This is a genomic window from Mesorhizobium sp. GW821-FHT04C10 (assembly GCF_059420305.1).
Genome location: NZ_JBWKTL010000001.1, coordinates 6,631,169 through 6,656,419, shown reverse-complemented (window position 1 = coordinate 6,656,419; position 25,251 = coordinate 6,631,169). Strand labels below are relative to the sequence as shown.

Here is a 25,251-nt window from a genome sequence, read left to right as displayed (position 1 = left end):
CGCATTTCGCAAGTCTTTTCAGGTCGCATCACGATCGCCGGTTTTGCTTGTTGCAAGGCCGATAGTCCTGCCTCTTCTAATCATCCCCGACCGCGGCACGGACCAACTCGCCGCGAGGAATGGGGATCATCTTGGCAACCAATCATCAGCCTGGCAGGGAAGCGATTTCGCGCGGCGCGCGCATGCTGCGCACGGCGCTCGGCCCAGCCATTGCCGGCTTCCTCGAAGACCCCGCTATCGTCGAGGTGATGCTCAACCCGGACGGGCGGCTATGGGTCGACCGGCTGAAGGAAGGACTCTGCGCCACTGATGAAATCCTGATCCCGGCCGATGGCGAGCGGATCGTTCGGCTGGTCGCGCATCATGTCGGCGCGGAGGTGCATTCCGGGCGCCCTCGTGTATCTGCCGAACTGCCGGAGACGGGTGAGCGCTTCGAGGGACTGCTGCCGCCTGTGGTCGCAGCACCAACCTTCGCCATCAGGAAACCGGCGGTCGCCGTGTTCACGCTCGAAGATTATGTTGCCGCCACCATCATGACCGAAGCCCAAGCCGACGTGCTTCGGCTTGCCGTCGAGAAACGCAAGAACGTGCTGATCGCCGGCGGCACGTCGACCGGCAAAACCACGCTGGTCAACGCGCTGCTGGCTGAGGTGGCGAAGAGCGCCGATCGCGTCGTGCTGATCGAGGACACGCGCGAACTCCAGTGTGCTGCGCCCAACCTCGTGGCGCTGCGCACCAAGGATGGCGTCGCCTCGCTTTCCGATCTGGTGAAGTCGTCGTTGCGGCTTCGCCCCGACCGCATCCCGATCGGCGAGGTGCGTGGTGCTGAGGCACTCGACCTGCTCAAGGCCTGGGGCACCGGCCATCCGGGAGGGATCGGCACTATCCATGCCAGTTCCGCCCTTGGCGCACTGCGTCGACTTGAGCAGCTCGTGCAAGAGGCCGTGGTGACGGTCCCGCGCGCCCTCATTGCAGAGACGATCGACATTGTTGCCGTGCTGGCCGGCCGGGGCTCGTCCCGCCGGCTCGTTGAGATCGCTCTCGTAGACGGGCTCGATCCTGCCGCCGGCGACTACCGCACGCTCGAGGCCAAGCTCGAGACCACGCCAAACCGTGAATCCCCGATCCTCCATGGAGTCACAGAATGAATCCGATCCGCTTCACTTCATCGTCTATCCGTAAGCTCGGTGCGGTGCTCCCGCTGGCCACGGCGACTGCTGCGGTAGCGGCTATGATGATCGCGCCCGCTCACGCGGCCGGTTCTTCCATGCCGTGGGAGCAGCCGCTTCAACAAATCCTCGAATCGGTCGAGGGACCAGTCGCCAAGATTGTCGCGGTGATCATCATCATCGTCACCGGGTTGTCGCTCGCCTTCGGCGACACATCGGGCGGATTTCGCAGGCTGATCCAGATCGTCTTCGGCCTGTCGATCGCCTTCGCGGCGAGTTCGTTCTTCCTGTCGTTTTTCTCGTTCGGCGGCGGAGCGCTCGTCTGATGGGAAGCTCCCTGCTGGAAGACGACGACATCCGCGGCTTTTTCGCCCCGGTGCACCGGGCGCTCACCGAACCGATCCTGCTCGGCGGTGCGCCACGCGCGGTCGCCATCGCCAACGGCACGCTGGCCGGCGCGGTTGGGCTTGGCCTCCGCCTCTGGATCGCAGGTCTCGTCATCTGGGCGATCGGCCATTTCGCGGCTGTCTGGGCAGCCAAGCGCGATGCTCAGTTCATCGACGTGGTTCGTCGCCACCTGCGCTATCCCACACATTTTGGCTGCTGAGAGGTTTTGCCCATGATGAACCTCGCCGAATACCGCAAACGCTCATCCAAGCTCGCCGACTATCTGCCCTGGGCTGCACTGGTCGCGCCGGGCGTGGTGCTTAACAAAGATGGCAGTTTTCAAAGGACCGCCCGTTTTCGCGGTCCCGATCTCGACAGTGCGACGCCGGCGGAACTGGTCGGCACGACGGCGCGGCTGAACAGCGCGTTGCGCCGTCTTGGCTCCGGCTGGGCGATCTTCGTCGAAGCCGTTCGGCTTGCCGCGCAGCACTATCCCGAAGGTCTTTTCCCCGACAGCGCGTCGGCACTGCTCGATCTCGAACGTCGTGAACAGTTCGAGGGTCAGGTCGATCAGGAATCGTCCCAGTGGGGCGGTCGCCGGGCGAACGGAGAGCTGTTCGAGAGCAGCTACTTTCTCACCTTCGTTTGGATGCCGCCGGCCGAGGAAGCTTCTCGCATCGAGAGCTGGCTGTACGAAGGCCGAGAGAACAGCGGCGTCGATCCGTGGGAACTCCTGAAGGGTTTTGTGGACCGCACCGACCGGGTGCTGAACCTGGTCGAAGGTTTTGTCCCGGAGACCACATGGCTCGACGACGCCGAGACTCTGACCTACCTGCATTCCTGCATTTCCACGAAGCGGCATCGCGTCCGCGTACCTGAGACGCCGATGCATCTCGATGCGCTGCTGGTCGATCAGCCGCTCGCCGGCGGGCTGGAGCCGAGGCTCGGCGACTTTCATCTCCGGACGCTCACCATCATTGGGTTTCCGACGACAACCTTTCCGGGAATCCTCGACGATCTCAATCGGCTTGCCTTTGTCTATCGCTGGTCGACGCGGGCGATCATGCTCGACAAGACAGACGCCACGCGGTTGCTGACGCGCATTCGCCGTCAATGGTTCACCAAGCGCAAGTCGGTCGCAGCCATCCTCAAGGAGGTGATGACCAACGAGGCATCCATTCTTTTGGACACCGACGCCGCCAACAAGGCGGCCGATGCAGACGCCGCCCTTCAGGATCTCGGCTCCGACCAGGTCGGCCAGGCCTATGTCACCGCCACGGTAACGGTGTGGGATGCCGATCCGTCAATCGCCGACGAGAAGCTTCGGCTGGTGGAAAAAATCATCCAGGGCAGGGACTTCACAGCAATCGTCGAGGGCGTCAACGCCATCGAAGCATGGCTCGGCAGCATCCCAGGCCACGTCTATGCGAACGTCCGCCAGCCGCCGCTGTCGACACTGAACCTCGCCCACATGATCCCGCTCTCGGCGGTCTGGGCTGGACCTGTCGAGGACGAGCATTTTGGCGCCCCGCCACTGTTCTTTGCCAGGACGGAGGGTGCTACGCCATTCCGGTTCAGCCTGCATGTGGGCGATGTCGGTCACACCCTCGTCATTGGCCCCACCGGCGCCGGCAAGTCAGTCCTGTTGGCGATGATGGCGCTGCAGTTCCGGCGCTACGAGAACAACCAGATTTTTGCATTCGACTTCGGCGGCTCGATCCGCGCGGCCATGCTTGCCATGGATGGCGACTGGCACAATCTCGGTGGCAATGCGTCGAGCGGGCAAGGGCCGGATGATCCGCTCGCTCTGCTCACCTTGGCAGACCTGTCGGATGACGTCGACGCCGTTTCACTACAGCCGCTTGGCCGTATCCACCACACGTCGGAGCGGGCCTGGGCGGCCGACTGGCTGGTCGACATTCTTGTGCGCGAGGGCGTCCCCGTCACGCCGGAGGTGAAAGAACATCTGTGGTCGGCGCTGACCTCGCTGGCCAGCGCGCCGGTTCAGGAACGGACGCTGACCGGCCTGACTGTGCTGCTACAATCTTCGCCACTGAAGCAGGCGCTCCGGCCCTACTGTATCGGCGGTCCCTATGGCCGGCTGCTCGACGCCGACCACGAGCGGTTGGGTGAGGCTTCTGTCCAGGCATTCGAGACCGAAGGCCTGATCGGCACGGGTGCGGCGCCCGCCGTGCTCGCCTATCTCTTCCACCGCATCGAGCAGCGGATGGACGGGCGGCCGACATTGCTGATCATCGATGAAGGTTGGCTGGCGCTCGACGATGGCGGCTTCGCCGATCAGCTCCGCGAATGGCTAAAAACCCTTCGCAAGAAGAACGCTTCCGTCATCTTCGCCACGCAATCGCTCTCCGACATCGACGGCAGCAGAATAGCGCCGGCGATCGTCGAGAGCTGTCCGACGCGGCTGTTCCTACCGAACGAGCGCGCGATTGAGCCGCAGATCACGGCCATCTATCGCCGCTTTGGTCTCAACGACCGCCAGATCGAGATCGTCGCCCGGGCGACGCCGAAGCGTGACTATTACTGCCAGTCGCGCCGCGGCAACCGGCTGTTCGAACTGGGCCTTGGTCCGATCGGGCTGGCACTGTGCGCCGCATCGTCCAAGTCCGACCAGGCTGCAATCAACCGGATCATCATCGAGGGCGGCCGAAAACATTTCCTCGGGGCCTGGCTTGCCCATCGCGGTCTCTCTTGGGCCGCCGACCTCCTTCCCGATCTCACCAACGTCATTGACCAATCCGCAGAGGAGACCTCGTCATGAATCCTGTTCGCAGCAATCGTCGCGTCCGAGACATGGCGGCCGCCAGTGTTGTCGCCATCGCGATCGCGCTGTCATCGGCGCCGGCGTCAGCGTTCATTGTCTTTGATCCCACCAACTACAGCCAGAACCTTCTCCAGGCCGCTCGCGCCCTTGAGCAGATTCAGAACCAGATCACCTCGCTTCAGAACGAAGCGCAGATGCTGATCAACCAGGCAAAGAACCTCACCTCGCTGCCGACCTCGCTGCTTGGCCAGATCGAAGGAAATTTCTCTCAGATGAAGACCCTGCTCGGCGAGGCCGACAAGCTCGCCTACAGCGTCCAGGGCATCGACAGGCAGTTCACCTCGACCTACGAAAACTTCGGTTCGAACCTGTCCAGCCAGCAGCTTGTCGATGGCGCGCGGGAGCGCTGGCAGACCTCGGTGTCGGCCTTCGAGCATTCGCTGAAAGCCGGAGCCGTCGCTGTCGATGACATCGAGGGGACACAGGAGCAGACGAGCACACTGGTCGACGCCAGCCAGTCGGCTGTCGGCGTGCTGCAGGCGACGCAAGCCGGCAACCAGCTTCTCGCCGTGCAGGCAAAGCAGTTCGCTGATCTCACAGCGTTGATGGCAGCGCAGGGACGCGCCAACGCGTTGGAGCAGGCGAGGAAGGCGGCCGCGCAGGAACAGGCGCGAGAACAGTTCAGTCGCTTCATGACGGGCAGCGGTTACAGCCCGTCATCCGTGAAGATGTTCCACGACTGAGGCGAGAGTCGCATGGATCTCAAGATCGCCGCCCGGATGACAGCCGTTCTTGCCCTTGGTGCCGCCATGACCGCCGCCTTCATGGCGTTGCGTGGCGACGGCTCGCAGGACGCGTCCTCCCCGCGCTCCGCACATTCGGGCGGCGAGCCGGCAAGAGTCGAACTTGCGCGACGCCGGGAGATCGGCATGGCCGCAATCGCCGACGAAGCCTGCAGGAAAGCGTGGGCCGAGAACCGCCGGCGTTTCCTGCGGCCATCCCGCCCCGTGGCGCCTTACGCATTTCCGTCAGTCGACAAAGACCAGAGCCGGCTCCTGCCCCTTCAGCCATCGATGCCCCACGGTGAGCAAGATCAACGCCACCCGAACACGCTGACGCCATGAACGACACCGGCGTTATCGACCGCTTCCTGGAAACCTTCACTCGTTACATCGATTCAGGGTTTGGCCTGCTCGGCGGCGAGGTGGCCTTTCTCACCTCCACCCTGATCGTCATCGACATCACGATCGCCGGACTGTTCTGGGCCTGGGGCGCGGATGAGGATGTACTGCATCGGCTGGTGAAGAAGACGCTTTATATCGGCTTCTTCGCCTTCATCATCGGCAACTTCAATCGCCTGGCCGGCATCGTCTTCGAGAGTTTTTCCGGACTCGGCCTGAAGGCCGGAGGATCCGCACTTTCGGGTTCAGCGCTGCTTCAACCGGGACGCGTCGCGCAGGTTGGCATCGACGCCGGCAATCCGATCCTTGAGGCCGCCAGCCAGTTGATGGGCTACGTCTCCTTCTTCGAGAATTTTGTCCAGATCGCGGTGCTGATGATCGCCTGGGCGATCGTTCTCATCGCTTTCTTCATCCTTGCCGTCCAGATCTTCGTAACCCTGATCGAATTCAAGCTGACGACGCTGGCCGGCTTCGTGCTGATCCCCTTCGCGTTGTTCAACCGGACCGCCTTCCTCGCCGAGAAAGTCCTCGGCAATATTGTTGCTTCGGGCGTCAAGATTCTCGTGCTCGCCGTCATCGTCGGCATCGGGTCAGGTCTCTTCGGCGAGTTCACCCAAGGTTTTGGCGCTGAACAGCCAACGATCACCGATGCGCTGTCCCTTGTGCTGGGTGCCCTGTCACTTATGGGGCTGTCGATCTTCGGTCCCGGCATCGCGACCGGCCTTGTTTCCGGCGCGCCGCAACTCGGCGCGGGTGCCGCCGTTGGCACCGGCCTCGCTGCCGCCGGCCTAGGTGCCGCCAGCGCTATGGGTGCCCGCGCTGGATTGAGCGGCGGCGCAAGTGCGCTCAGTGCAGGTGGGCGCATGTCGGCTGCCGCCGCACGTGGCGGCGCGCATTTGGCCGGCAGCACCTCGACAGCTTACGGCCTCGCCGCTGCAACATCCGGACAGAGCGGTGCAGGCTCGATCGCCGCCGGCATTGCTGGTGTCGCCAAGGCTGGTGCCGGCGCTGCCGTTCAGCCGGTGAAGCAGGCAATGTCGCGCGCGGCTTCAGCCCTGTCTTCCAGCCAGCAGGCTGGCCGCTCGGCCGCATGGACCGCAACGGGCGGAGAGCAGCCAGCAGCAGCTGCTGCTTCAGGGCGTGCGTCGACGGCTGAATCCGGTGCCGGATCACCGCCGGCATGGGCCAACCGCATGAAGCGCGGCCAGACCATGAGCCATGGCGCCAGCATGGCCGCGCATTCCGTCCGCTCCGGCGATCACGGCGGCGGCTCGATGAATGTCTCCCTCAATCAGGACGACCGCCGATGAACCTCTTCAAACGACCTTCCGTTCGCTATGGAACGACGCCTCAGCCGGAGACGCCGTATCAACGTGCTGCCCAAGCCTGGGACGACCGCATCGGCGCGGCTCGCGTGCAAGCGAAAAACTGGCGGCTGATGGCCTTCGGGTCGTTGGTTCTTGCCAGCGGCTTCGCTTCCGCTTTGGTCTGGCAGTCGACGCGGGGCTCTGTGGTTCCCTGGGTGGTGCAGGTCGACAAGCTCGGCGAGGCGCAAGTGGTCGCTTCAGCTGTCGCCGACTATCGGCCGACAGATCCGCAGATCGCATGGCATCTGGCCCGCTTCATCGAACAGGTCAGAAGCATCCCGGACGATCCAGTTATTGTCCGCCAGAACTGGCTGCGCGCATACGACTACACGACCGACCGCGGCGCCGTCTCGTTGAACGACTACGCCCGCCTGAACGACCCTTTTGCCAAGGTCGGCAAAATTCAGATCGCGGTCGAGGTCTCCAGTGTCATCCGTGCCTCGCCGGATTCGTTCCGTGTCGCCTGGGTCGAGCGCCGCTTCGAGAACGGTAGCCTGGCCAGCACCGAACGCTGGACCGCCATCCTCACCATCGTCATTCAACAACCCCGCGATGCCGACCGGCTGAAGGCCAATCCGCTCGGCGTCTATGTCAACGCCATCAACTGGTCGAAGGAGCTTTCATGAAGCGCGCGATACAAGCAAGAAGTGCAAGGGGACATGCTACCCGCAACATGACCAAAGCGCGGGTGCTTGTCCTGGCACTGCTGTCGGCGACGGCGCTCGCCGGCTGCGCCTCGAGAAAATACATTCCGCCGGCGATCAACTACGACGATGCGGTGCCTGCCACGCAGAAGGTCGATCCGCCTGGTTCGGTGAAAGTGGTGCAGGTGCCGAAACCGCTTCCGCTACCCGGTCAGTTAAAGCCGATAGAAACCAGCAGGGCGAAGGCGGAGCCGGCCGATCCCAAACAGAGGATCAGCCAGGCCAATGAGGCCGCACGAATGCAGCCCGTCCGGGACGGTTTTATCAACGCGATCCAGCTCTATCCCTGGAGTGAAGGCGCACTGTATCAAATCTATGCAGCACCTGGTCAGGTCACCGATATTGCGCTCCAGCCCGGCGAGCAGCTCGTCGGCTCCGGTCCCGTCGCCGCCGGCGACACCGTGCGCTGGATCATCGGCGACACGCAGAGCGGGGCAGGGGAACGGTTGCAGGTCCACATTCTCGTCAAGCCGACGAGGTCCGACCTCCAGACCAACCTTGTCATCAACAGCGACCGCCGCACCTATCATCTCGAGCTGCGATCGACCGAGAAGACCTATATGGCCTCCGTGTCCTGGCAGTATCCGCAGGACCAGTTGATCGCGCTGCGGCGCCAGAACGCGCAGGCTTCCGCAGCCCAGCCGGTCGCTTCCGGCGTCGACATCCAGAAACTCAATTTCCGCTACCGCATCGAGGGCGACGCGGCACCGTGGAAGCCGCTACGCGCGTTCGATGACGGCTCAAAAGTCTACATCGAATTCCCGTCCGGTATCGGTCAGGGTGAGATGCCGCCGCTCTTCGTCATCGGCCCATCGGGCGGCTCGGAACTGGTCAATTACCGCGCTCGGCAGAACTACTATGTCGTCGACCGCCTCTTCGCCGCGGCTGAACTAAGGCTCGGCGACAAGACGAGCGAGAAGCGTGTCAGAATCGTGCGCACTGACGGGAAAAAACCGCAGCGCAGCGCGGGGCTGTTCCGATGAGCGACGTTGCAAATCCCCCGAACGCGGACATCAGGGCCGAACTACGTCTGAGGCCCGAGCCCGCCAGGGTCACGCGCCTTTCGCGCAAAGTGCTGATCGGTCTTGGTGGAGTGGCCAGCGCTGCGATCCTTGGCACACTGATCTGGGCGCTCGACACCAGGCGGCGCGGCAACGATGAGCCGTCCGAACTCTTCACAACTGAAAATCGATCGACCGCCGACGGGCTCCAAACGCTGCCGAAGGATTACGCTGGCATTCCAAAACTCGGGCCGCCCTTGCCCGGCGATCTCGGCCGGCCAATCCTGCGTACGCAGGAGCGTGGCCAGTCGATCGAGGTGCCCAACATTAGTACGCCGCGCGCCGATCCGGACGAGCAGCGTCGCCTGGCAGAGATCGAGGCCGCGCGTGTGGCGAAACTGTTCACCGATACAAATGTTCGGGAAACGGCCACTCAACGGACGCCGCCGATGGAGCCGGCGAGTGGCTCGACGCTGGCCACCGCGACACAGCCATTCGATCCAGGCTCCGCTCAGAACATGCAGGATCGGAAGCTCGCATTCGTTGATGCTGAGCCGGATCGCCGCACCGTCAGTTCTGACCGTCTCGCGGAGAAGGCCTCGCCCTATGTCGTGCAGGCCGGCACGGTCATTCCGGCTGCACTCATTACCGGTATCCGTTCCGATCTTCCCGGTCAGATCACCGCTCAGGTCACGGAGAACGTCTACGACAGCCTCACAGGATCGTATCTCCTGATTCCGCAGGGTGCGCGACTGATCGGCCAGTACGACAGTCAGGTCGCCTTCGGCCAGTCGCGCGTGCTGCTGGTCTGGAACCGGCTCATCATGCCCGACGGCACCTCGATCATGCTGGAGCGCCAGCAGGGCGCGGACGCTGAAGGGTTTTCCGGGTTGGAGGACGAGATCGACCATCATTGGGGGCAGCTGTTTCGGGCTGCCGTGCTCTCGACGTTGTTGGGCGTCGGCAGCAGCCTCGGTTCAAACAACAACGAGAGTGACATCGCCAAAGCGATCCGCGAAAGCACGCAGAATTCGATGAGCAATATCGGTCAGCAGATCGTGGGCCACCAACTCGATGTCCAGCCAACACTGACAGTCCGACCGGGTTTCCCGGTCCGCGTGATCGTCAACCGCGACATTGTGCTGGCGCCATATGGCGCGCCGAAGGATCCGTCATGACCAGACTGAAGCTTTCCGCCATTCCTGACGACCGGCCCGTTAAGATCACGGTCGAACTGCCCGCCGCCGTTCACCGCGATCTTGTCGCCTACGCCGAAGTGCTCGGGCGCGAGACGGACCAGAAAGTTGTCGATCCGGCAAAGCTCATTGCACCGATGTTGGCGCGATTCATGGCGACAGATCGGGCGTTTACCCGAGCCCGGCATGGTCTGAAAGGCAGCTAGGTTCCCGCGCGGACGATGGCGAGTGTCAAGAGGCAGGATGCAGCCTTCGGAGAAATGCGATGAAGGGAGTTACGTTGGGATCGTTGCCCATCGATCCAACGACGGCTTTGAGAACCGCGCAATTGCAAAAGGACGCATCCAATCCGATCGATGATTGGCCACTGTTCCCCGGCCCGGCTGCTTCAGCCCGCTCAAGGACATCTTCCAGATCGTTTAGAATGCGACGTATGTTGGCCAGGAAATGTTCGCCGGCAGCCGTTGCCTTGACCCCGCCCGGGTGGCGTTCGAACAAAGCCACGCCCAACATCAACTCAAGATGCCTAATGCGCCTGCTGAGCGCGGAATGATGAATTCGCAGTCGCCGGGAGGCACCGAGGAAACTGCCTTCCTCAGCGATAACGAGCGTACAGTAGAGCGTGATCAGATGAATGGAGCGCCACATTGGACCTCCTTTGCGCAGAGACGATGTCTCGTTGTCACAAGATTGAGTTGCTATTCCTTGGGCTGCGCGTCTCGCGAAGCCTTTCCAGCGTGCGTTCATCGAAGCGCGCCGTCATCGCGACCGTCTCTTCGCCGCCTATGACCTTCGGCAGCCCCAGCGGCGTCACCCTGAAATGCAACTGGACCAGGCGCAGCAGCCATAGCGGGTTCATTTCGACGATGATTGTGTCGACGCCGCTGCCCAGGCCCCACTCGACAATGCCGGACAAAAGCGCATTCGCGACAGGACTGAGCATGCGTCCGCGTTCGCGAAATTGCGGTTCGACGCAGTAGCGCGTCCACTCCCAGATGTTATCTCCGGCTGGCCGCTCGCCTTCGCATAGGCCGGACAGGACCTCGGACAAAAGGTGGGGACGCGTCGAAGGCAGCATGCGCTGGTAGCCGACAACGCGGTCCTCGACGGTAAAGAGCATGTGGACTGCGTGCTCATCGTCGAAGCGGTCAATCTCACGACCGTTTTCGCGCCGCAGATCCGTCCAGCCCTTATCTTCGACAAACACCCTGTGGCGAAGACGGAACGCGTGATCCAACTCTGCCCGATATTCTTCCGCATTCTGCGCTGTAACGACAAGAAGCATCTTGGTTGTCCTCCAGTTTCGAGGTCAACCAATGGGCCTCCCCGGAAGCAGGAGGCATCACGTATTTGCGTGAGATTAGGCGATCAACCCCAAGCGGAACGCCTCGGCGACAGCATGCACGGTGCTTGTTACGCCGAGCCTTTCTCGCACCAATCGCAGATGCGTATCGGCGGTATTGCGGCTGATGTTAAGGTGATCAGCGATCTCGTCCACGGTGAGGCCTTCAGACGCCCATCGCAGTACGTCCTGCTGTCGCGGAGACAGGCGAGCCGGCCTCGACTGCCGTTTTCCGTCTGCAAGAATAACCGCGCAGCCGAAAGCGTAAGCTGCAACGAACTGAAAGGCGAGACGGTCGTGAGGATCTGGGTCCAGCTTTTCGCCGGCGACGGAAAAGCCGACCGCCCCCCTTTCCGATGTCGCGAATGGTATTGTGAAACCTTCGCATAACTTAAACTCGGTTGCCTCGTCCATGATACGCCGGCCAAAAGGGCAGACCCTGCACATTTCATCTATTTCGCTCCAGCGGAAGGGGCTGCTACCACGACTTACAAGCTGAATGGTTGGATCGCGAAAAAGGTAGCCCTTTGAGAAATAGCGTTCGGACCATTGTTCTGGCCAAGCGTCGAGCAGGACATGTGAAACCTGCTCACGCCTTAAGGCACGAGGTGGGGGAATTGGTCCTGCCAGCAGGTTCGTAGCGCCAAATCGCTCCGCATAACAAAGCAGATGCCGACAGATTTCTTGCTGGGTTGAACTCCGCCGAATGCCGCACAGAAATTCGAGCGTATCATCAAGACGCCTGCGCCAAAGTGCAGTTTCTCTCACGACCATTCGTTGTCATCCTTGCGGGGCGGGAGCGTCCAGCCGATGCGCGTCGCCGGAACGATTCAGCGTGATCGGATAACGGTCCAAGCTTCGCCAGGTTGAAGTTTTGAAGCCCAAGGAGCAGCTACGAGGGACGTCTGATGAAAATGGAAACGGAGGCACACGACCACGACGAGCGGCTTCCGATCTGATCTCGACAAACACGTGACCTAGTCGTAGCGGCGAGGTTGACCTCTGACGAGTTTCGGGCGTCTGGAAAGACGGTAGTGTCATTTCGTGACTTCAGTGCGCCCTGCTTGAAAAGCTTCTGCAACAAGGCGCATCGGATGCGCAGCTCTCACGCCCCCAAATCTCTTCGCCTGACACCGGCACGAGAACCCAGACGCAAAAATCCTGTCTTGTTTAGCAACTGGGGCTGCCCAGGACATTTCGAAGATCGACCGGCTTATTTCGAGGTTATCTCGCTCATGCCCGAAAAACCCGGCCATGCCGCAGCAACCTGTTGCAACCACGGTGGTCGGGATACGCAGCCTCTGAAACACTTGTTTCCACTGGCCGAGTGCATTTGGTCCCCGGGTAACTTCCGTGCAATGAAGAAAGACGGATGAGGCTTGCTGATCGATTACTGGTTCCTGCATAAATTCCGAGGTCACCCTATCCAGCAAGAATTCTTGCACTAGGAGCACGGGTTGATCAGTAAACAATCCGAGTTTGCGGTATTCGTCCCTCAACAACAGGACAAATGCGGGATCGACGCCAACGATCGGCAGATCGAGTTTCCTGACAGCGTTCAGAGACTGCGCAAGGCGCTCTGCCTGATCAATGAAAGCCTGGCGGTGTCCCTTGACATGTGCTGCCTTGCCGGCAGGACCGAGCTTGAGAACCACAGGCGCAAACCCAACTGCAGCGAGGCCGTCGCAAACGTCTCGGATTGCGTCGACGTCGAACAGCACCGTGAATGCATCGGGTGCGATAAACACCGTATTTACGGACCACGGGCTATTCAGGTTGTAGGGATCGACGATGAGGTAAGGCAGTGTCGATAGCCCATGACGAGAAAACCGGGGTACGTCCACCAAACCTGCTACCCGTGCGGCTACCCTATCCAAACCGAAATGTTGCCCCAAGCGCAATAGCAGGCGTATCCGGTCTAGCATCGGAAAAAACCGCTCTAAAGCGATTCCCAAAACGTCAGCTGCCCTGCGTGGTCGCGTAGCATAATAGCTTTCCAGGAACGTCGATTTCATCGCGGGGATATCGACTTGAACGGGGCAAGATCCCGAACACGCCTTACAACCAAGACAGCCGTCGAGAGCCTCAAAGGTAGCATTCTCGATCTCCAATAAATCCGTGGCACCTTCGCGTTTTGCTTTGTCCCATCGCTTCAGTGCTTCAGCGCGCCCCTTTGGAGAATGACGTAGGTCCTTTGTGGCCTTGAAGGACGGGCACATAGGAGAGGCTTTGTCGTAGCTCAGGCACAGACCATTGCCGTTACACGCAAAGGCCTTGTCGAGTGTGCCCAAGTCCCTGGGGCTTCTTTGTCGAAAGGGTGTGCTAGAAACGCCGAGAACGTCGCCACTAAGTGTCACCAGCTTTCCCGGATTGAACCGATTGGCCGGATCGAAAGCCGCTTTCACACGCCGGAACGCTTCATAAGCGATAGGGCCGACGAAATCGGCCAAATACTCGCCGCGAACTCCCTTGCCGTGCTCACCCCAGAAAATGCCACCATGACGGTTGACAGCTGTGTAAACCGCATCTGACAAGCGCTTCAGGATCATCCGGTCTGGTATGGCATCGATATCAAGCGCGGGCCTGACGTGCAGGCAGCCGACATCAATGTGGCCATAGATACCGTAGTCCACATTTTCCTCACGAATGAGGCTCGTGAAATCCTTGACGAATGCAGCAAGGTTTTTTGGAGGAACGACACAATCTTCGACGAAGGCTACTGGCTTACGCCTGGATTTGGCCTTTCCAAGCAACCCCACGCTGGCCGATCGCACGGACCAAAGATGGGCGATTTCCGCATGCGTTTTCGCTACATGATGGCCGGAAACGCGCGTCATCCTGGGCAAGACATTGATGGTTCGTCGTACTGCCTCGTCGAGCACGGCTTCCTCGTCGTCCGCAAACTCGACAAAATTGTAAACAGGTCTTGCACCAAGTCTACCACGCAGATCTTTTGGCAGGCTCTCCAAGAGACCAGCCTCCTCTGCCAGGCGCTGCACCCATCCATCGAGAGCTTCTATGGCGAGTGGTTCGCATTCAAGCAGAGCTGGCGCAGCCGCCAAGGCGTTTTCGAAGCTATCGTAGCCAATCACCAGCAAGCGGCTCTTGAGCGGTTTGTGGATGAGCTTTAAACGAGCGCGCGTGATAAGCCCTAGGGTTCCCTCAGCACCGATCAGAAGGCGCCACCATTCTAGTGTCTGCGCGTCTGGCCGGGCCCGATCTAGGTCATAACCTGTAAAACGTCGCGACAGTTCCGGCACACGGCTTAACAGGGCATCTCTGCCCAAATCGCATGCGGAAGCGATTTCTTCCAAAATGGGCATAGCCGCGACAGGTGTCGGACGGTGACTGTCAAGAACAAGTCCTCCACGAATGATGGCTTCAAGCCCAAGTACATTGTCGCTTGTCTTGCCATAGATACGAGAGCCCTTACCCGATGCGTCCGTGGCGATCATGCCGCCGATCGTGCAGCGGTTTGCCGTCGAGGTTGTGGGGGCAAAGAACAGTCCTGTGTGTGCGATTGCATCGTTGAGTTCGGAGAGCACTATGCCCGGCTCAACCTCCACCCAACCCTCCTCGACATCCAACGCCAAGATACGATTCATATGCCTGCGAAAGTCGATCACCACGCCGTGATTGAGCGCTTGACCATTTGTTCCGGTACCACCACCGCGCGCTGTTAGGCCGATACCTGCGAGCCCCGGGCTTGCACTAACTGTTGCTATGATCTGGACATCGTTGCTATGGCGAGGGCAAACGATCAAATCAGGGGTAATCTGGTAGACGCTGTTATCGGTGGACATCGCAGCAAGCGATGCAGGATCATCCACTATGTCGCCTGCAAACCCAGCCTTTCGCAAACTGCCGCTAAGTTCCCTGAAGTGGGCGGCCGAACCGACCGGATAGTCGAATGATTTCACGACGAGAGGCTCTCGGTATTGGTCTCCGTTCCGAACCGATAGAGCCGGCGTGGATTATCAACGAGAACCCTCTTTCTGTCCCTTTCGTTAGGCAACCAATCGAATAGCAGGTCTAGCAAATCACCCACATTCATCATTTTGCCCCAGTGGGCGACGTGCGGCCAATCTGAGCCCCAGACACACCGCTCTGGCGCAATCCCATAAAGTGCCCGGGCGAATGCCAGCGCGTCGCTATAAGGCAAGCCTTGCTGCGTGAAGCGGTAAGCGCCGGAAAGTTTGACCCAAGATCCATCCCTGACGAGGCAAAGAAGCGTCTGGAAAGGTTTCGCTCCTATGCCCTGTGCAACTGCTGGGTGCCCCATGTGATCGAAGACGACGGGAACCGGAAGATTGGAGATGGGGGCAGCGAGCTGCGGCAAGACAGAGGCGTCAACCAGCAATTGTAAATGCCATCCCCAATCCCGGCAGATCGCACCGTAGCGCTCGATGTCCGCGATTGAGACACCACCTCGAAACATTGCATTTATTCGGAGACCAACTACCCCGTCATCGACCAGCCGTTGGCATTGCGTGTCGGTCGCGGTCGCATCAATCACCGCAACACCTCGCAAACGTCTAGGTGCGGAGCGCAATGCCTGCTGTAGATAGCGATTGTCCTTACCATGGACGCTGATTTGGACCAACACTCCATAAGTCATGGATGTAGCGTCTAGCATCTTGAAGTATTCGGAAGGCGACGCCGGAGACGGCGTATAGCTCCGGTCCTTCAAGAGCGGAAAATCCGGTTCGGAACCGATTACGTGCGCGTGACAATCAACTGCGCTGGTGGGTATCGCAAAGCGCGCGGCCGGTCGTGTGACATCGTCTGGTGGCGGACAGAATGGGGGGTTCTTGGGCGACATCAACGTCATTGCAAGCCTCCTGTAAGGAAAGGGAATCCAACAGCCTAACCGTATGCAATCTGCGTAGCCGAGGATGATGAGGACGTGCTTTCGTTCCCGTGCGAATTCAGTACAATTGTGATCACAATCTCTAGTACTCCGAGCGACAATGCCACATTACTGGTTCGCCATCTGTTGTATGAATAGATGATGCTATGAGCTGTCCCCTGCGGGAGGATGGCTCATAGATAGAGCTTCAAGTATTCAAGTATTGCTGTGTGGGTCCGGTCGGGTTCGGTCCTAGCCGCGCGCCATCAGGCGCTGATACTGACGCTGCCATGCGTCAGCGTTGTTTGACCAATACACCGGATCGGGTATGGTCCAGCCACGTAATTCGCCCGTCGGATCGTAACCTGGCATTTCCTTGATTTCCTGTGGCACGTCGACTTTCGACATGTCGAGCGCGCACATAGTGCCTAGGCCGAGCGCCAGTTGGATTTGTACTTCTGGTGTGAGAAGAATATTGGCCATCTCGTAAAAGGGTTCCTTCGGGCTGCCTCTGAGAGGGACAAGGGCGCCGAAGGAGAGGCTCAGTCCAGGCACCTGAAAGCCGTGGATCGGCAGCCCTTGTCGCTGCATGTTATGGATTCGGATAAAGAACCCGTCACCGAGATGTGCGGCGCCCGAGGAGAGAAGCTGAGTCTGCTCGGCGCCGCTTGTGTAGTATTTGAGGACTAGTTGGCGGCTCTCGCGAATTCTTTCCCAGATAGCATCGATATCCTTGATAGAGTTAGGGTCTTGTCCCGTTTGGAGAGCCGCGAACCAGATGCGAGTCGACCATCGATCCTGCCCGGTGATCACGCCTTTGTGGGTGGGATCGATGAGGATGTTGACCCCTTTGGCGGTGAGTTCGTCGACGGAGATCTTCTCGGTATTGTAGGCGATGAGATAGCCTGTCACGGTGTACGGAACGCCGATGAGATTGTTGTCGAACGGCTTTTTGAAACTTTCGACTGCGCGAGAGGCGACGTTGGCCAGATTGGGCAGTTTCGTTTCATCGAGCGGCTCAAGGTAGGATTGCCGCCAGAAGCGCAAAGCGTCGAGCGGGCTACCGCAGTCGAAATAATTATACTGGTCGAGCCCGTCGGCCGTGATTTTCGACAACAGCTCGTCGTTGCTGCTGAAAGATCCCTGATCAACCGAAATGCCGGTCTTGGATATGAAGGGCTTGAATATGTTGTTTTCCCATGCCGCCTGGGCGGCGCCACCATAGCCGTCAAAGCGGACCGAACTCACTTCCGCTCGGGCCAAGGGTGCAAACAGCGACATTGCGCTGCCACCAACCCCACTTGCCGCCGCAAGGATACCAAGTCGCCCCAAAAAAGAGCGACGGGATATATCGCCATCTCTCAATCTTGAATGAAGCCGATCATAAATTGAAGTAATGTCCATAGCATCCTCCTCTGGTTGGCCTGTTCTCGTGAGTCTAAGTTGATATTATCGGTCATAAACTCTTTTCATCGCGACGAGGGCCAGCAACTCAAAAAGTGTTTGGGCTGCCACAAGTGCGGAATTGGTCGTTGGATCATATTGCGGGGCGAGTTCGACGACATCGCCGCCGACAATTTCGATTCCAGCGAGTTTGCGGAGAAACGAAAAGACCTCGCGCGGTGCAAGCCCTCCTGCTTCAGGCGTGCCCGTACCAGGCGCGAAACCAGGATCAATACTGTCTATGTCGAAACTGATATAAACAGGCCCAACTCCGATAATCTCTCGAACTTGCCTTGCAATCGCGCCCGGCCCATCTTCCACAAATGTATCGGTGGGGATGACTGTCATTCCAGACGCGTGAGAAAACTCCGACCAAACGCCGCCAGCCCCACGCATTCCGATCTGGACGGTTCGCTTCGGGTCCAGAACCCCGGCCAGTACCGCGTTGCGGAATGGTGTGGCGTGATGAAACGCTGTTCCGTTTGCAGGCCCGCTTGTGTCGGTATGCGCATCGATATGGATTAGGCCAACCGGCTGAGACGCCCCGATTGCTTTCAGGATCGGGAAGCTCAGTGAATGATCGCCGCCGACGGTCAGCGGCGTGACGGCTTGGGCAACGAGCCGACGAAAAAAAATCTCGATGTCCTCGACGCAGCTCTCGATTTGATAACGCTCGCGGAAATCGACGTCGCCTATATCGGCGACGCGAAGCATGGCTGGCGGTGCTATACGGTGGGCGGCGCTGAACGGCCCGACGCGCTCGACATTGCGCACTGCCTTGGGGCCAAGGCGGGCACCTGACCGGTTCGTAACGCCGAGGTCGTACGGGATGCCAACGATCGCGACGTCCAGTTCTGCGAAGTTTCCGCTTTCCTTCAGGTCCTGGCGGTTGGGCAGTGACAGGAAGGTTGTCGCACCAGAAAAGGGCGAGCGCGGTTTCTCCTTCGACAAACTTGCTCGAATGTCGTCCAACCCATCCGCATTACCGTTTGTGGTGGAAGGATCCCCGAAAAGTTGGCGTAGATGATTGATATCGCCGCTCATGGCAGTGCCTTCCGTTGGGAGGTGCCCTGTTCTTCCATGAGCTGAAGTGAAGCCGCACGCACGCGTTCAACTGCCTGGACGCATTCGTCCGGGCTAACAATGAGCGCAGGCACGAAGCGCACTATATTGTCGCCCGCATTCACGGTAAGGAGCCGTTGCGCAAGCAAGGCATTGCGAACCTCCGCATTCGATACGACGCATTTTAAGCCGAGCAAAAGGCCCGCGCCCCGAACCTCGGAATAGAGCTGGGGAAACTCCGCAGCGACCTGCTCTAAGTCCTCGCGCAGTTGCTGTCCCCGGGCCACGACTGCATCGAGAAAGCCCTCAAAAAGCATGATGTCGAGAACCGCATTTCCTGCGGTACAGGCAAGTGGGTTCCCGCCGAACGTTGTTCCGTGAGTTCCCGGAACCATCGGTCTGGCCAGGGCTTCCGTGGCCAGGATCGCGCCAAGCGGTAAGCCTCCGCCAATTCCCTTTGCGACCGACATGATGTCTGGCGTGACGCTCGTCCATTGGTGAGCGAACAGCCTCCCGGTTCGGCCCGCGCCGGTCTGAATTTCATCCATGGCCAGCACCAGCCCGTGCCTGTCGCAGATATCGCGAAGGCCAGCCAGGAAGCCCGCTGCAATAACGCGAATTCCACCTTCGCCCTGGATGGGCTCGATCAAGATTCCCGCTGTCTCATTCGTGATGGCATCCTCGACCGCCTGGAGATCGCCAGGCGAAACATGGTCGAAGCCGTCTACAACCGGACCGAAACCCTTCAAGTAAGCCGGATTGCCGGTTGCCGCGATGGTCGCGAGGGTGCGGCCGTGGAAAGCCCCGTGAAAGCAGATGATACGGTATCGTTCCGGATGCCCTTGGTCGCTTTGGTAACGGCGAATCATCTTGATCAGGCCTTCATTGGCCTCGGCCCCGGTGTTACAGAAAAATACGCTATCGGCGAACGATGCCTGAACGAGGCGCTCCGCCAGCCTCTCGGCCTGTGGCACGCGATAAAGGTTTGAAACATGTATTATCTTGGAGGCCTGGTCGGCGATCGCGCCAACGAGGTGAGGGTGCGCATGGCCAAGACTATTGGTCGCAATTCCCGATCCAAAATCGAGATATGTCTCGTTGTCGTGTGACCACAGCCAGCTACCCTGTCCACGCTCGAATGAAATCGGGGACCGGTTGAATGTGGGCATAAGGGGAGAGATGGTCATAGTATCCTCTTTCAATTCATTTGGAGGCGCCGTAACCCATGAGCGCCTTGATCTCGAGATACTCGTGCATGCCGTAGACACCGCGCTCTCGTCCATTTCCCGACATTCGGTACCCGCCCATGGGAGCGTTCCGGTCGAGTGGCGGATAGTTGATCCGGACAGTGCCAGCCCGGATGCGCCGCGCGACTGCGCGCGCGCGGTACAAATCCGACGATTGAACATCCGCGGCGAGGCCGTACATGCTGTCGTTGGCGACGCGCACTGCGTCATCATCGTCTTCGTACGGGATGATCACGAGGACCGGCCCGAAGATCTCTTGCTGTGCGATTTCCATTGATGAAGTGACATCTGCGAAGATTGTTGGCTTCACATAGAAGCCAATGGGCAAGCCATCCGGACGGCCTGGCCCGCCCACGATGACACGCGCCCCCTCGGCAATTCCCCGCTCGATAAAGCCGTGCACCTTGGCAAATTGAACTGAATTCGCGACCGGTCCGACCCGTGTCGTTTCTACGGTTGGATCTCCGACAGCAATATTCCGCACTGCAGCGACAGCACGTTCGCACACTTCGTCATAGCGCGACCGCGGTGCCAGCAGACGGGTGGGTGCATTGCAGGTTTGGCCCGAGTTGTTGAAACACAATTCAACTGCCTTTGGCACAACCACTGAGAAATCAGCGTCATCGAGCAGGATATTCGCTGATTTGCCGCCTAATTCCAGCGTTACGCGCTTGATCGACGCAGCGGCCGCCCGCGTGATCTCAGCGCCTGCTCGCGTTGAACCGGTGAAGGATACCATATCAACGTCCGGATGGGACGAGAGCCAGGCACCAGACCGAGGACCATAGCCGTTGACAAGATTGAACACGCCTGGCGGAACGCCGGCCTCATGAAGCATATCAGCAAAGGTCATCGCGGTGAGCGGTGCAATCTCGCTTGGCTTCAGCACCATCGTGCAGCCGGCAGCAAGAGCCGGTGCAACCTTGTTGACGATCTGATTGATTGGCCAGTTCCACGGGGTGATTAGAGCGCAGACGCCAATCGCCTCCTTGACGACCAATGTACTGTTTTCCTGTTCTTCGAACTGGAACTCTTCGAGTGTATCGGCCATAGCGCGCAAGAACAACGATCCGCCATTTGCATGGGGGCCTTCGGCGAGAAATTTAGGAGCACCTATTTCACGTTTGATCGTTTCAGCAATCTCGCGCTTGCGGGCATCATAGACATCCGCAATACGACGAAGAAGCGCGGCGCGTTCACACTTGTTTGTCGCAGAGAATGAGGGGAAGGCGACCTTTGCAGCTGCGACCGCACGCTCGACGTCCTCGGGCTCGGCGTCAGCAACAGTTCCAAAAACCTTCTCGGTGGCGGGATCGGTGAGATCGATCCTCGGATTTGCATTGGCCGCGTGCCAAGCACCATTGATGTAAAAACTCATTGGATCGGGCATTATCTCTCCTCCAATAGCGTCAGCCAAGCGTCGTGTGCGACGCGCAATTGCACGCGGCTTCCCACGGGTAATGAGCGACCCTTGTGCGGCTGAATGGCGCTTATCTCTGTGCCAAGCGCCGATACCGTGTAACGTACAAGCATGCCGAGGTACTCGGACGACATCACTTCGCCATCGAAAATGTCGGCATCTGGCGTACCAAAGTGACCGGTGTCGACCAGGACACGTTCACTTCTCAGAACCAGCTCAACAATTGTTGCGCCTGTCGGTAGCGTATGTGTTAGGCGCGCAGGGTATCCATTGTTGAGCAGTACACTCGAGCCCTCTGGGCCACTTTCCTTTACCGTCGCCGCGATACGCGTGATTTGGCCGAAAAATTTGGCGACGAATTCCGATTGTGGTCTGTTGAATATTGCCTCCGGCGGGCCCTCCTGCTCCATGCGCCCTCGGTTCATCACCACTATCTTGTCGGACATGGCCAGCGCTTCAGCTTGGTCGTGTGTGACGAAAATAGTCGTAATGCCGAGATCCCGCTGGATACGCTTCAGTTCGACCCGCATTTCTTCGCGCAAGTTTGCGTCGAGCGCGGAAAGAGGCTCGTCAAACAGCAGGAGATCGGGCTCTATGACGATTGCACGCGCAACTGCGACGCGTTGCTGCTGACCGCCGGAAAGCTGGGAGGGAAGCCTGTCCTGCATGTGCGGAAGGCGTACCACTTCCAGCGCACGGCGGACCCGGCGCTCGATCTCAATTTTCGGTACATTTCGGAACTGTAGACCGTAAGCGATGTTTTCGAAGGCGGTCTTGTGCGGGAACAGAGCATGGTTCTGGAAAACCATACCGATATTTCGTTTATGCACCGGCACTTCGTTAACGCGAGTGCCCCCAATTGTGATATCGCCAGCACTTACGGATTCCAACCCCGCAATCATCCGAAGCGTGGTCGTCTTGCCACAACCCGACGGGCCAAGGAGAGAAACGAACTCTCCCTCCCTGACGGAGAAATTGACTTGGTTTACGACGACGGCTCCTCCATAAGCTTTGCTGACATTGGCGATTGTCACGTCTTTTCCGGCCATGGTTTTCAGCTCCTAATCGCGACGACGGCATCGCTGGCTGGCATAGATGAATTGGCTTCGAAGTTGGGAATGCGTCTGGTGACCTCGGACGGCGTAGTCGCAGCCTCAATTTCTTCCGTGCGAGATAGTGGCTTCCTTGGAAACAGCCGCAAAATGGCGACCGATAATGGAATGAAAGTGGTCAGGCCTACCAACACCGCACCAAGTGCATTGAGCCGCTGATCAACGGAGAACTGCAACATACCCATCACATAGGTGGGGATCGTTTCCGTATTCGCGGGCCGCCAGAAGAGCGTAGCAGTCACTTCGTCGAAGGAAGACATGAATGCCAGAACCCAACCCGCCACAATGGCAGGCATTGCGAGCGGCAACGTCACAGTGCGGAACGTATGGAAACGGCTGGCTCCCAGCGTACGCGCAGCTTCCTCCAGATAAGCCGGAATAAGTTGCAGCCTGTGCTGGGTCGTCAATACAACGAAGGGAAGGATCAGAGCGACGTGACCGATGATCAGCAAGAGCAGGCTCTTGTTCAGCCCGAAGAAGCGGAAGGTCACCAAAAGACCTACCCCCAATATGACATGGGGAACCAGAATCGGCATAGTGAGGAGCATCTGGATGATACCACGTCCTGGGAAGACAAAACGCGAGACCGCGTAAGCTGCACTCGTACCAATGACTGTAGCAACGACACTCGCACTTAGTCCGATGATCAGCGAAGTCTTGAAAGCAGTAATAATTGCCTCGTCCCGCGCCAGTTCTCTGAACCAATGCAGGCTGTAGGATTCGATAGGAAAGCTTCCATATTGCGCAGAATTGAAGCTCAACAGCACGATGACAAGGACCGGGCCGAGCATGAAAATAAGTACGACGACGTAGCTGAGGCCGAGCAAAAACCGAGCGACGAAGCTGCTATTCATCATTTGGCCCCTTTGAGTACATGGCTTAGGCCAAATTTTCTGGCATACAGGGCGATGGTCGCGGCCAGGAAGACGACTAGTACCAGCGACACCGTCGCACCGACCGGCCAGTCATTTTCAAGAATGACGGCGTCGTAGATCAGCTTCGCATAATAGGTCGTCCCCGTCCCGCCCAGAAGCAGTGGTGTTACGTAGGTGCCCATCGCGAGGATAAAGCAAAGCAGCGCACCGGCACCGAGCCCCGGCAGAGCGAGTGGGAACGTAACGGTGAGGAACGCCTGATAGCTGCTTGCCCCAAGCGTTCGGGCAGCCATGACTATATTCTCATCAACCGACTGCAGCCCGATAAAGACATTCACAATCATGAAGGGCAGGACATACTGCACGACGCCAATGTAGACGGAGTAGTCATTGTAAAGCAGCCCTACTGGTGCAGTACTGAAACCGGTCAAAACGAGAAAGTGATTGAGCAGGCCCTCAGGCCCTAGGATCGGAATCCACGCCATCGTCCTTATGACGTAACTGATCCATGACGGTAGGAAGATCAGCAACAGGAGAAAATTCCGCACCCGCGGGGAAACAAGGGTGAGAAAATAGGCCGGCGCGTATCCGATAAGCGCGCAAAGCGCAGTTGCGACCAAAGCCATCAAAACTGTCTTCGCAAGCACTTCAAGATAGAACAGGTCGCTGAAAACATATGCCCAATTTTCCAGCGTCAGATGGAATTCGATGGCGCCGGTTGCCGATCGTGTGAGCACGGAATACGTTCCAATGAACACGATCGGCGCTACGATGAAGAAAGCTATCGAAACCAGAGCGGGCCCTAGCAGCAGCCAGGGCACGTCGCCCTTACGCCTTCTGAAACTCAAAGCCATGAGTTGCCCTCACTCTAATTCGAGCCGCGTGGGCTCCCCACCTGATCGACGAACCATTCGACGGTCGCTTTCACATTGGGACGATGCAGGGGGTGGCTGGTTTCGATCCAATCGATATGGCCGGCATTTTTGATAATAACCAATTTCTTGGGCTCAGACGCGCTTTCATAGAGGCTGTAGGCCTCATCGACGGGGTAGTAGTCGTCGTCTTCGGCATGCACCACGAGCAGCGGCCGTGGCGCGATCAGAAGAGCCTCTCGCTCTGGCCTGAATTCGTAGAGGGCTTCGGCGGATTCGAGTGTGAAACGATCTGGAAGTCCGTGGCCCAGGCCGATAGCCTTGCCATCCTCTGCGCCAACTGCGTTATTCAGCGCGTTTCGGAAATCCTGATACTGGCCAACATCGGGTGTTTTACCCGGATGTGTCACATCTACATAGGAGATGTAGTCGGATTTTCCTTCCAAAACGCGCTTGATACGGTCGACGGCGAGTTGTTTCTTTCGCCGAAGCCAAGCGTCCTCAGGGACACCAACCCTCACAGTGCGTTCGCCGTCGCCGAAGCCGTTGACGCAGGCCACAGCCTTCACGCGGGGATCGCGGGCTGCGACCGATACCGCAATGCCACCGCCGAGCCCCCACCCAACAAGGGCAAATCGCTCAGAATCTACCTCAGGCTGCTGCTCTAAGAAAGTGAACGCATTCCTGACGTCACGGATCTCTTCTTCGGGAAACAGGCGACCGCGCTCGCCATCGCTGCTGCCGAGATTGCGATAGTCAAAGGCGGCGCAAACGAATCCCACCTCAAGGAACAGAGGCATCCATCGCGGAGGGATCCAACTCTTTAGCCCCAACCTGCCTGAGGCAATAATCACCGTCGGTCGCTTCTGACCCGATTCATAATCGGCCGGCAGATGAAGCTCCCCCCGGAGCTTGATTCCGTCGCTGAAAAATTCGAACTCTCGTCTGTTCACGCTATGCTCCATTCCTGGGCGCTGACGCCAATTTTGCTCATTTGTTTCAAACTTAAAGCTCTTCAAATCGAACAGGGGCAGCATCCGGTCCGGTTGCCGCGGATGCTCGATCGAGAATGCCGAACTCTGCTTGAGATACGGCTGGATCGCATCTGTACGATTTCCTCCACTGCGCCTCTGAGGCGCCTTCGTACCATTTTTTATTAATCCATCGTATAATTAATTTCTATGTCGGTCTAGCCCTTTCGGCAATTCTGCCGTGACTAAGGCAAGAAAATCTGGCATT

Annotated in this window: 24 protein-coding genes; 11 read left to right on the top strand and 13 right to left on the bottom strand. The window is 59.0% G+C overall.

From position 1 onward, the window contains the following. The first annotated feature begins 182 nt into the window (after positions 1-182). The 11 genes from trbB (at position 183) to AC07UC_RS31835 (ending at position 9,996) form a co-directional block, all read left to right on the top strand. Complete coding sequence (gene trbB / locus AC07UC_RS31885) at positions 183-1,148, top strand: P-type conjugative transfer ATPase TrbB (RefSeq protein ID WP_494909020.1); 966 nt, start codon at positions 183-185, stop codon at positions 1,146-1,148. A gap of 83 nt (positions 1,149-1,231) precedes the next feature. Beyond that, on the top strand, positions 1,232-1,495 hold the full coding sequence (locus tag AC07UC_RS31880) for a TrbC/VirB2 family type IV secretion system protein (protein ID WP_246093916.1): 264 nt from the start codon (positions 1,232-1,234) through the stop codon (positions 1,493-1,495). Further along, positions 1,495-1,776, top strand: a complete 282-nt coding sequence (locus tag AC07UC_RS31875; RefSeq protein ID WP_494908649.1) for a VirB3 family type IV secretion system protein — start codon at positions 1,495-1,497, stop codon at positions 1,774-1,776. The genes AC07UC_RS31880 and AC07UC_RS31875 overlap by 1 nt, the downstream gene beginning before the upstream one ends. A 12-nt stretch (positions 1,777-1,788) precedes the next feature. Continuing rightward, complete coding sequence (gene trbE, locus AC07UC_RS31870) at positions 1,789-4,338, top strand: conjugal transfer protein TrbE (RefSeq protein WP_494908648.1); 2,550 nt, start codon at positions 1,789-1,791, stop codon at positions 4,336-4,338. A gap of 32 nt (positions 4,339-4,370) precedes the next feature. Continuing rightward, a complete protein-coding gene (trbJ, locus tag AC07UC_RS31865) occupies positions 4,371-5,084 on the top strand; it encodes a P-type conjugative transfer protein TrbJ (protein ID WP_494909019.1) in 714 nt (237 codons plus the stop codon). A gap of 12 nt (positions 5,085-5,096) precedes the next feature. Then, positions 5,097-5,465 (top strand): putative entry exclusion protein TrbK-alt, encoded by a 369-nt coding sequence (gene trbK-alt, locus AC07UC_RS31860; RefSeq protein ID WP_494908647.1) that lies wholly within the window; start codon positions 5,097-5,099, stop codon positions 5,463-5,465. Next, positions 5,462-6,832, top strand: coding sequence for a P-type conjugative transfer protein TrbL (gene trbL / locus AC07UC_RS31855; protein WP_494908646.1), 1,371 nt, complete (start codon positions 5,462-5,464; stop codon positions 6,830-6,832). Before trbK-alt ends, trbL begins: the two co-directional genes overlap by 4 nt. Next, on the top strand, positions 6,829-7,515 hold the full coding sequence (trbF, locus tag AC07UC_RS31850; protein ID WP_494908645.1) for a conjugal transfer protein TrbF: 687 nt from the start codon (positions 6,829-6,831) through the stop codon (positions 7,513-7,515). The genes trbL and trbF overlap by 4 nt, the downstream gene beginning before the upstream one ends. A gap of 47 nt (positions 7,516-7,562) precedes the next feature. Beyond that, positions 7,563-8,576 (top strand): P-type conjugative transfer protein TrbG, encoded by a 1,014-nt coding sequence (trbG, locus tag AC07UC_RS31845; protein WP_494908644.1) that lies wholly within the window; start codon positions 7,563-7,565, stop codon positions 8,574-8,576. Next, a complete protein-coding gene (locus AC07UC_RS31840) occupies positions 8,573-9,772 on the top strand; it encodes a TraB/TrbI/VirB10 family type IV secretion system protein (RefSeq protein WP_494908643.1) in 1,200 nt (399 codons plus the stop codon). The genes trbG and AC07UC_RS31840 overlap by 4 nt, the downstream gene beginning before the upstream one ends. Continuing rightward, entirely contained in the window at positions 9,769-9,996 is a 228-nt protein-coding gene (locus AC07UC_RS31835; RefSeq protein WP_494908642.1) for a DUF2274 domain-containing protein, read from the top strand. Before AC07UC_RS31840 ends, AC07UC_RS31835 begins: the two co-directional genes overlap by 4 nt. 25 nt (positions 9,997-10,021) lie before the next feature. Here the strand turns inward: AC07UC_RS31835 and AC07UC_RS31830 are convergent, their stop codons facing one another. The 13 genes from AC07UC_RS31830 to AC07UC_RS31770 form a co-directional block, all read right to left on the bottom strand. Beyond that, the gene (locus AC07UC_RS31830; RefSeq protein WP_494908641.1) at positions 10,022-10,438 is read right to left on the bottom strand and encodes a LysR family transcriptional regulator; all 417 of its coding nucleotides are present in this window, start codon (positions 10,436-10,438) and stop codon (positions 10,022-10,024) included. Between the two features lie 34 nt (positions 10,439-10,472). After that, entirely contained in the window at positions 10,473-11,075 is a 603-nt protein-coding gene (locus AC07UC_RS31825; protein ID WP_494908640.1) for an acyl-homoserine-lactone synthase, read from the bottom strand. A 75-nt stretch (positions 11,076-11,150) separates the two neighbouring features. Then, positions 11,151-11,906, bottom strand: coding sequence for an autoinducer binding domain-containing protein (locus AC07UC_RS31820; RefSeq protein WP_494908639.1), 756 nt, complete (start codon positions 11,904-11,906; stop codon positions 11,151-11,153). Between the two features lie 263 nt (positions 11,907-12,169). Beyond that, a complete protein-coding gene (locus AC07UC_RS31815; protein ID WP_494908638.1) occupies positions 12,170-15,052 on the bottom strand; it encodes an FAD-binding and (Fe-S)-binding domain-containing protein in 2,883 nt (960 codons plus the stop codon). Continuing rightward, positions 15,049-15,963: an amidohydrolase family protein gene (locus AC07UC_RS31810; protein ID WP_494908637.1), complete on the bottom strand. Its 915-nt coding sequence runs from the start codon at positions 15,961-15,963 to the stop codon at positions 15,049-15,051. The genes AC07UC_RS31815 and AC07UC_RS31810 overlap by 4 nt, the downstream gene beginning before the upstream one ends. Before the next feature lie 270 nt (positions 15,964-16,233). Further along, complete coding sequence (locus AC07UC_RS31805) at positions 16,234-17,385, bottom strand: ABC transporter substrate-binding protein (RefSeq protein ID WP_494908636.1); 1,152 nt, start codon at positions 17,383-17,385, stop codon at positions 16,234-16,236. A gap of 45 nt (positions 17,386-17,430) precedes the next feature. Then, the gene (locus AC07UC_RS31800) at positions 17,431-18,468 is read right to left on the bottom strand and encodes an agmatinase (RefSeq protein WP_494908635.1); all 1,038 of its coding nucleotides are present in this window, start codon (positions 18,466-18,468) and stop codon (positions 17,431-17,433) included. Beyond that, entirely contained in the window at positions 18,465-19,673 is a 1,209-nt protein-coding gene (locus tag AC07UC_RS31795) for an aspartate aminotransferase family protein (RefSeq protein WP_494908634.1), read from the bottom strand. The genes AC07UC_RS31800 and AC07UC_RS31795 overlap by 4 nt, the downstream gene beginning before the upstream one ends. A 16-nt stretch (positions 19,674-19,689) precedes the next feature. Next, positions 19,690-21,123 (bottom strand): aldehyde dehydrogenase family protein, encoded by a 1,434-nt coding sequence (locus tag AC07UC_RS31790; RefSeq protein WP_494908633.1) that lies wholly within the window; start codon positions 21,121-21,123, stop codon positions 19,690-19,692. Continuing rightward, positions 21,123-22,202 (bottom strand): ABC transporter ATP-binding protein, encoded by a 1,080-nt coding sequence (locus AC07UC_RS31785; protein ID WP_494908632.1) that lies wholly within the window; start codon positions 22,200-22,202, stop codon positions 21,123-21,125. The genes AC07UC_RS31790 and AC07UC_RS31785 overlap by 1 nt, the downstream gene beginning before the upstream one ends. 5 nt (positions 22,203-22,207) lie before the next feature. Then, the gene (locus AC07UC_RS31780; RefSeq protein ID WP_494908631.1) at positions 22,208-23,119 is read right to left on the bottom strand and encodes an ABC transporter permease; all 912 of its coding nucleotides are present in this window, start codon (positions 23,117-23,119) and stop codon (positions 22,208-22,210) included. Next, positions 23,119-23,994: an ABC transporter permease gene (locus tag AC07UC_RS31775; RefSeq protein ID WP_494908630.1), complete on the bottom strand. Its 876-nt coding sequence runs from the start codon at positions 23,992-23,994 to the stop codon at positions 23,119-23,121. Before AC07UC_RS31775 ends, AC07UC_RS31780 begins: the two co-directional genes overlap by 1 nt. Before the next feature lie 14 nt (positions 23,995-24,008). Then, positions 24,009-25,049: an alpha/beta hydrolase gene (locus tag AC07UC_RS31770; RefSeq protein ID WP_494908629.1), complete on the bottom strand. Its 1,041-nt coding sequence runs from the start codon at positions 25,047-25,049 to the stop codon at positions 24,009-24,011. Positions 25,050-25,251: the final 202 nt, after the last annotated feature.